Origin of the sequence: Methanospirillum sp., assembly GCF_035560735.1 — an archaeon.
Taxonomy (GTDB): domain Archaea; phylum Halobacteriota; class Methanomicrobia; order Methanomicrobiales; family Methanospirillaceae; genus Methanospirillum.
Window position 1 is genome coordinate 1 of the sequence record NZ_DATMYY010000175.1, and the last position, 6,697, is coordinate 6,697.

Consider the following 6,697-nt stretch of genomic DNA (forward strand, 5'->3'; position numbering starts at 1 on the left):
TTCCTATAGTATTAATGGAACATCCATCTAACTTAGATAGGATAGATAATCAATGACGGAAGAAACATCCGGTTCATCCGGGCTTTTTGATAAATACCTGGCTGAAAATCGCATTTTTAAGGATCGGGAAGTTCTCCGGCATTCATACCGACCACACATTCTTCCTCATCGTAAACCCCAGATTGATCAGATTGCATCTATACTTGCTCCATCTCTTCAGATGGAAACTCCCTCAAATATTTTGATCTATGGTAAAACTGGAACAGGAAAAACTGCTTCAGTCCGATATGTAGGGACTGAACTTGAACAGGTTAGTGCAAGAAGAGGAACCATCTGCCGTGTTGTTCATCTAAACTGTGAGGTCATTGACACTCAGTATCGTGTACTAGCCCAAATAGCAAAACTCATTCTGGGTGAGGATGATTTCCCGAGTGATCGGCTCAGGACCCATATTCCAATGACCGGGTGGCCAACCGATCAGGTTTATGCAGAGCTTAAAAATCAACTTGAGACTGTTGCAGGTGTTTTTATCATCATCCTTGATGAAATAGACAAGCTCGTTAAGAAAAGTGGTGATGACACTCTCTATAATTTAACCCGGATTAACACAGATCTTGCAAGATCCAAAGTTTCCATTATCGGTATTTCAAATGATCTTGGATTCAAAACATTTCTTGATCCAAGAGTTCTCTCTTCTTTATCTGAAGAAGAACTTGTTTTCCCACCTTATAACGCAACCCAGCTCTGTGATATTCTCCAGCAACGTGCTACTATCGGGTTCATCGAAAATGCTCTCGATGATGAAGTTATTCCACTCTGCTCAGCCCTAGCTGCCCAGGAACACGGTGATGCCCGTCGGGCTCTTGACCTTCTGAGAATATCTGGAGAACTTGCTGATCGGGAAGGTGCACAAGCAGTTCACGTTGAACACGTGAAAAAAGCACAGGCAAAGATCGAGACAGATAGTATGGTTGAATGTATACGAACTTTGCCCACCCAGAGTAAGATAGTTCTGTACTGCATGCTCCTCCTCCATCGTGCCGGACAAAAAATATTCATATCCGGTGAAATTACCAGGATTTACCGGGAAATAACACCTCTACTTGATATCGATGTCCTGACTATCCGCAGGATATCAGACCTTATATCAGAACTTAATATGCTTGGAGTCATCAGTACCAGGCTGGTCAACCGGGGAAGGCATGGAAGAACCAAGGAGATGTGGTTCGATACCAACACAGACAAGATCTGGGAGGTCATCATGGAAGAGCAGGACGATCGTCTTGCACAGATTGATGCAGAACTTCTTGTTACCATGCTACGGTGATTTTAATGGATGATAAAGACAGGACGCTCCTCTCCCTTTTAGAAGAGGACTGTACAACCCCGGTGCATGATCTTGCGGTCATGCTTGAATGCAGCGATGATGAGATCCTTTCACGCAAAAAAGTACTCGAAGAAGCAGGTATCATACGAAGATACTCAGCAGTCATCAACTGGGAAGCAGTTGAAGAGGGTCTGGTATTTGCAATCATTGAACTGAAAGTTGCCCCTGAGCGTGAGCGAGGATATGATCAGATTGCAGAACGGATAGCCCGGTTTTCAAACGTCAGAAACCTTCGGCTGAGGACAGGCTCTCATGATCTCGAGCTCCTGGTGGCCGGGAAAACCATGCAGGAGATTGCCCGGTTTGTATCAGAACAGATAGCACCCATGGACCGGATCAGGGAGACAGCAACCCACCTCATCATGAAAACCTACAAAGAGAATGGTGTTCTGTACATGGAGCGGGAAGAGGGTAAACGACTTCCCTTTTCGTTTTAGGAGAATTTAATGAGGGATTTTGTTTCAGAGAGGGCCAGGGCTATCCCACCGTCAGGTATCAGGCGATTCTTCGATCTCGCCGGTAAGATGGAGGATGTAATCTCCCTTGGTGTTGGCGAACCAGACTATACCACTCCATGGCATATCTGCGAAGCAGCGATAACCTCAATTGAGCAGGGTCACACCTCGTATACCTCGAACACTGGTCTAGAGACACTTCGCAGAGATCTGACCTCTTTTCTGAACAACCGATACCAGATCTCATATGATCCACTCTCTGAGATGATCGTCACTACAGGGGTATCAGAAGCACTTGATATTGCTATAAGAGCAGTAATCGATCCAGGTGATGAGGCGCTCGTGGTTGATCCGATCTATGTCTCATATGGCCCGTGTGTCACCCTCGCGGGTGGCAAACCTGTTCTCATGCCATGCCTTGAAAAGGATCACTTCAGATTGACTCCTGATCTGCTCATGGAGCATATCACCCCCAAGTCGAAGGTGCTCATCCTGAACTTTCCAAATAATCCGTCCGGTGCGGTAATGAGGAGAGAGGATATCAAAGGCATCGCCGATGTTGCAATTGATCACGACCTTTTGATTCTTTCAGACGAGGTATATGCCGAGCTGACCTATGAGGGGAAGCATTGTGCTGTGGCATCTGTTGACGGACTCTGGGAACGGACTGTCACTCTCTCAGGATTTTCAAAGGCGTTTGCGATGACCGGCTGGAGACTCGGTTATTTCTGTGCGCCCAAGGAGATAACTGCGGCAGCCCTGAAGATTCACCAATATATCATGTTATCAGCCCCGACTATGGCTCAGTACGGGGCAATCGAAGCCTTGCGCCATGGGCAGGATTCTATGGAACAAATGGTCAGGGAGTACCATATGCGTCGCAATCTCTTCGTTGACGGGCTTAACAGGATAGGTCTTCCATGTCACCTTCCTGAAGGGGCATTCTATGCCTTCCCATCAGTGAAACAGACAGGCCTATCAGATCAGGAATTCGCAGAACGGCTGATCACCGAGGCTGGGGTAGCAGTGGTCCCTGGCAGTGTCTTCGGAACTGCTGGTGAAGGACATGTCAGGTGTGCCTACGCGGTCTCACGCAACGATCTCTCTGAAGCAATCGCCCGGATGGGTGAATTCATCCAGAATCTCTGATCTTTTTTCACAGTTATTTCATTATATGCACTGAGAGGAGTCTCTGATATCCAGAAGGGAGAGTATATGTCATATGGTCTCTTATCTATCCGGTTGGATGAGTTGTACCATCATCGTGGGCGGCAACTTTGGTGACGAAGGAAAGGGGAAGATCGTCTCCCACGTCGCTCACAAAGATAAACCTACTATTATTTCTCGTGGAGGTGTCGGCCCAAATGCCGGACATACCGTCATGGTAGGTGAAAAGAAGTTTGGCGTGAGGATGTGCCCGTCAGGATTTGTCTTCCCTGACGCCAGGCTTATGATCGGAACCGGTGTCCTTGTGGATCCCAGGGTTTTTGCCCAGGAGGTTGAGGTTCTTGGTGTTAAGGACAGGATCTTCGTTGATGAGCGGTGTGCCATCATTGATTTAAACCACATCGAGGAAGATAAGAGCAATATCCATCTCGCCAAAAAAGTCGGGTCAACCGGTACCGGATGCGGCCCTGCAAACAGGGACCGGGCTATGCGGGTGGCAAAACTTGCACGTGATCTTCCTGAGATGAAACCCTACCTGATTGATGTTCCAACAGAGATCAATACCGCCCTTGATGCAGGAGAAAACGTAGTGCTTGAGGGAACTCAGGGTTTTGGAATCTCGCTCTATTATGGTTCATATCCATATGTAACTTCCAAAGACACCTCGGCATCCCAGATGGCTGCCGACAATGGGGTAGGTCCAACCAGGATCGATGATGTGATCGTTGTCTTCAAGGCTTTTCCGACCCGGGTAGGAGAAGGCCCCTTTACCACCGAGATGTCAAGCAACAAAGCCCACGATCTTGGTATCCAGGAATTTGGGACCGTAACCGGACGCGAACGCCGGATTGGTGACTGGGATGGCACGATGGCACGATATGCATCCATGATCAACGGCTGTACTCAGGTTGCTATCACAGGTGTTGACCATATCGACAACTCCTGCTTTGGTGCAACAGATTACTCCCAACTCACTAAGCCGGTAAAGGACTTTTTGAAACAGGTCGAAGAAGACACCCGCTCTCCGGTGACCTTGATATCAACCGGCCCGGAGATGAGCCAGATTATCGATCTCAGGGATGAACTTGTATGAAGCGTGAACTCTATGATATCCTCTGTTGTCCGGTCTGCAAGGGAGATCTTGAACTGGTTGTAAAAGAAGAGAACGATGTTGAGATTCTTACCGGCTCTCTCATCTGCCACGCATGCTCGGTAACGTATCCTATAGAGGAGGGAATCCCCAACCTCCTCCCCCAGAATATCTGAATTTTCATGTTTCTCACCCCGTTGATCCTGATCTTCTCTCTGGTTGTGGATCGGGCTATGGGGGATCCCCATTCACGTTTTCATCCTGTTGCGATTATCGGGAGGTTTATTGGATGGTGGGGCCAGCCCTTGCGGTGGAGTCCTGCACTCCAGCGATCAGCCGGGGTCATCTTCTGGATTATTTCAGTCATCATCTTCACTGCTCCTTTTTACTTCTTTTCTGCATATGCACCCTGGTTTCTGATGCTATTTGTTGGACCGTTTCTGCTCAAAATTTGTTTTGCCCTCAGATCGCTTGAAGAACATGCTGCTGCGGTGGCAGCTGCAACGAGTCCTGATGCAGGGAGAGAAAAGGTTCAGATGCTAGTCTCCCGTGATACCAGCGCTCTCACCGATGAACAGATCCTCTCTGCTGCATATGAATCGGTTGCAGAGAACCTGAACGACAGCATCGTCGCCCCACTTTTTTACTTTATGATCTTTGGACTGCCTGGATCTGCCTGCTACCGGGCTGCAAATACCATGGATGCGATGCTCGGGTACACAGATGAACGGGTTCGCATCGGGTGGTTTTCAGCCCGCATGGATGACATCCTTTCATACATCCCGGCACGGATAACCGGTTTTCTGCTCATCGTCTACTTCTTCTTTAAAAGGAGATCAGGCCCTGCGATCAGGATCTTGAGACGGGATCGCAGACTCCGTCCTGGTTTCAACGGAGGCATTCCGATGTCCCTGATTGCAGGAGGAACCGGTGTGATGTTTGAAAAGCCTGGAAGGTACCGGATTGGCGATCCTGACCGGCCACTCCGGCTGGCAGGCCCTGAAATTATCTCGGCAGTCAGGGGATCAACCCTGATCTTCGCAATAGTTGCCGCAACTGCATCAGTTTTATGGAATCTTCTTCCCAATATATAAGGAATGAAACTCGAAGAACTTCGGTACGGCACTGAACTGATCAAGCGCGGATTCGCATCCATGCAGAAGGGCGGTGTAATTATGGATGTGGTGAACGCTGAACAGGCCGGGATCGCCGAAGAAGCGGGGGCGGTTGCAGTTATGGCCCTCGAACGGGTTCCGGCAGATATCAGAGCAGCAGGTGGTGTGGCACGCATGTCAGATCCGGGTATGATCAAGGAGATCATCGATAAGGTCTCTATCCCGGTGATGGCAAAGGCAAGGATCGGCCACTTTGTTGAGGCGCAGGTCCTGCAGGCACTCGGTGTAGATATGATAGATGAGTCCGAGGTTCTCACCCCTGCTGATGAAGAGTTCCATATCGATAAAAAACAGTTCACGGTTCCTTTTGTTTGTGGTGCCCGTGACCTTGGTGAGGCACTCCGCCGGATCAATGAAGGAGCAGCCATGATAAGGACCAAGGGAGAGGCAGGAACCGGTAATGTGGTCGAGGCTGTACGGCACAACCGCTCGATCCTTGGAGAGATTCGCAGGCTGAAAGGCCTTGAGGAGACAGAGCTTATCAGGAGGGCTCGCGAACTTGAGGCTCCGGCTGATCTTCTTATTGAGACTGCCCAGCGTCAGCGTCTCCCGGTGGTCAACTTCTCTGCCGGTGGTATTGCCACACCTGCGGATGCAGCATTGATGATGCAGCTTGGCAGTGATGGTGTCTTTGTGGGATCAGGAATATTCAAGTCCCAGAATCCGGCAAAGATGGCGAAGGCTATCGTGGAAGCGGTCAACCATTTCAACGAGCCCGAAGTGATCGCTGAAGTCTCCCGGGGTCTTGGAGAGCCGATGCGGGGGATAGAGGTGCACACCCTCCCTCCTGAAGAGAGGCTGGCTTCACGTGGATGGTAAGATTGGTGTTCTTGCCCTTCAGGGCGATGTGAGTGAGCACATTCAGGCATTTAAGCAGGTAGTTCTTGAGCGTGGGCTTCATCTCCCGGTGGTTGAGGTGAGACTTCCTGCTGATATGGAAAACCTCATCGCCCTTGCTATACCAGGTGGAGAGTCCACCACCTTTATGCGACTCATCGATCAGAATGGCATGCGGGAGAAGATCAGGAATTTCACAGGAGGCATATTTGCAACCTGTGCCGGGATGGTTGTCACTGCCCGCGAGGTAAGAGGTGAGTCCCGGTTTGTTCCCCTTGGTATTGTTGATACAGTGGTAAACCGGAATGCCTTTGGCAGGCAGCGTGAATCATTTGAGGCTGATATTCCGGTTGCAGGAATCTCCTCACCGTTTCACGCGGTTTTCATCAGGGCTCCCGTTGTTGAAAATGCCGGCCCTGGAGTGACACCAATTGCCACTCTCTCACAAGGTATTGTTGGGCTGAAGTCAGGCAAGCATATGGTTCTTGCGTTTCATCCAGAAATCGGAGGAGATCTCAGGCTTCATCATCTCTTCCTTGACGGGGTCATCCTCACCCCTCCCTCTGGCGCGTAACCCCTTCATTTC

Annotated in this window: 8 protein-coding genes; all 8 read left to right on the plus strand. The window is 49.6% G+C overall.

Annotated elements, in window-relative coordinates:
• The first annotated feature begins 52 nt into the window (after window positions 1-52).
• The 8 genes from VN429_RS05270 (at window position 53) to pdxT (ending at window position 6,685) form a co-directional block, all read left to right on the plus strand.
• The gene (locus VN429_RS05270; protein WP_325630573.1) at window positions 53-1,327 is read left to right on the plus strand and encodes an ORC1-type DNA replication protein; all 1,275 of its coding nucleotides are present in this window, start codon (window positions 53-55) and stop codon (window positions 1,325-1,327) included.
• Between the two features lie 5 nt (window positions 1,328-1,332).
• Entirely contained in the window at window positions 1,333-1,824 is a 492-nt protein-coding gene (locus tag VN429_RS05275; RefSeq protein WP_109968746.1) for an Lrp/AsnC family transcriptional regulator, read from the plus strand.
• A 9-nt stretch (window positions 1,825-1,833) separates the two neighbouring features.
• Window positions 1,834-2,991, plus strand: a complete 1,158-nt coding sequence (locus VN429_RS05280) for an aminotransferase class I/II-fold pyridoxal phosphate-dependent enzyme (protein WP_325630577.1) — start codon at window positions 1,834-1,836, stop codon at window positions 2,989-2,991.
• A 97-nt stretch (window positions 2,992-3,088) separates the two neighbouring features.
• A complete protein-coding gene (locus tag VN429_RS05285) occupies window positions 3,089-4,102 on the plus strand; it encodes an adenylosuccinate synthetase (RefSeq protein ID WP_325630580.1) in 1,014 nt (337 codons plus the stop codon).
• Entirely contained in the window at window positions 4,099-4,275 is a 177-nt protein-coding gene (locus VN429_RS05290) for a methytransferase partner Trm112 (RefSeq protein ID WP_109968749.1), read from the plus strand. Before VN429_RS05285 ends, VN429_RS05290 begins: the two co-directional genes overlap by 4 nt.
• A gap of 6 nt (window positions 4,276-4,281) precedes the next feature.
• A complete protein-coding gene (cbiB, locus tag VN429_RS05295; protein WP_325630584.1) occupies window positions 4,282-5,193 on the plus strand; it encodes an adenosylcobinamide-phosphate synthase CbiB in 912 nt (303 codons plus the stop codon).
• Between the two features lie 3 nt (window positions 5,194-5,196).
• Window positions 5,197-6,093 (plus strand): pyridoxal 5'-phosphate synthase lyase subunit PdxS, encoded by an 897-nt coding sequence (gene pdxS / locus VN429_RS05300; RefSeq protein ID WP_325630586.1) that lies wholly within the window; start codon window positions 5,197-5,199, stop codon window positions 6,091-6,093.
• Window positions 6,083-6,685, plus strand: coding sequence for a pyridoxal 5'-phosphate synthase glutaminase subunit PdxT (gene pdxT, locus VN429_RS05305; RefSeq protein WP_325630588.1), 603 nt, complete (start codon window positions 6,083-6,085; stop codon window positions 6,683-6,685). The genes pdxS and pdxT overlap by 11 nt, the downstream gene beginning before the upstream one ends.
• Window positions 6,686-6,697 lie beyond the last annotated feature (12 nt).

Coding starts and splice junctions, on each gene's coding strand:
- VN429_RS05270 (WP_325630573.1), top strand. CDS start 53: ATGACGGAAGAAACATCCGGTTCATCCGGGCTTTTTGATAAATACCTG.
- VN429_RS05275 (WP_109968746.1), top strand. CDS start 1,333: ATGGATGATAAAGACAGGACGCTCCTCTCCCTTTTAGAAGAGGACTGT.
- VN429_RS05280 (WP_325630577.1), top strand. CDS start 1,834: ATGAGGGATTTTGTTTCAGAGAGGGCCAGGGCTATCCCACCGTCAGGT.
- VN429_RS05285 (WP_325630580.1), top strand. CDS start 3,089: ATGAGTTGTACCATCATCGTGGGCGGCAACTTTGGTGACGAAGGAAAG.
- VN429_RS05290 (WP_109968749.1), top strand. CDS start 4,099: ATGAAGCGTGAACTCTATGATATCCTCTGTTGTCCGGTCTGCAAGGGA.
- cbiB (WP_325630584.1), top strand. CDS start 4,282: ATGTTTCTCACCCCGTTGATCCTGATCTTCTCTCTGGTTGTGGATCGG.
- pdxS (WP_325630586.1), top strand. CDS start 5,197: ATGAAACTCGAAGAACTTCGGTACGGCACTGAACTGATCAAGCGCGGA.